Source organism: Putridiphycobacter roseus, from assembly GCF_003234935.1.
In the GTDB taxonomy this organism is placed as follows: Bacteria; Bacteroidota; Bacteroidia; order Flavobacteriales_D; family Crocinitomicaceae; genus Putridiphycobacter; species Putridiphycobacter roseus.
Window position 1 is genome coordinate 1 of the sequence record NZ_QKSB01000095.1, and the last position, 514, is coordinate 514.

Annotated in this window: 1 protein-coding gene; it reads left to right on the forward strand. The window is 28.8% G+C overall.

The window, feature by feature from the left end:
- On the forward strand, positions 1-514 hold a 514-nt coding region (locus DNU06_RS17675; protein ID WP_111064803.1), incomplete at both ends, for an REP-associated tyrosine transposase.

Here is a 514-nt window from a genome sequence, read left to right on the forward strand (position 1 = left end):
TTTTTACTTGTATTAAAACAGGTGTAAAACATACAATTAAGAAAAATACAAGTTATTATTTAACATTAACTGTTGTCGACTGGGTTGATGTATTTACAAGAAAGAATCATAAAAAAGCTATTGTAGATGCTTTACGATACTGTATAATAAACAAAGGCTTAAATGTGTATGCTTTTTGTTTAATGACAAATCACATGCATTTAATTGTAAATTGTGATGAACCATTTCAGTTAAAGAATGTCATACGAGATTTTAAACGACATACTGTAAAACAGGTGTTGTTTCAAATAGTAAATGAGCCAGAAAGTAGAAGAGAATGTTTTATGAAGACTTTTAAAGATAATGGTAAGAAATTTAAAAGCAGTACAACAAATAAATTTTGGCAATCAGGCAATCATGCCATTGAACTATACTCAGAAAAATTTGTTTGGGAAAAGATTAACTATATTCATAAGAATCCTGTGGTTGAAGGTTATGTAAATGAACCAGAACATTGGCGCTATTCTTCAGCTAG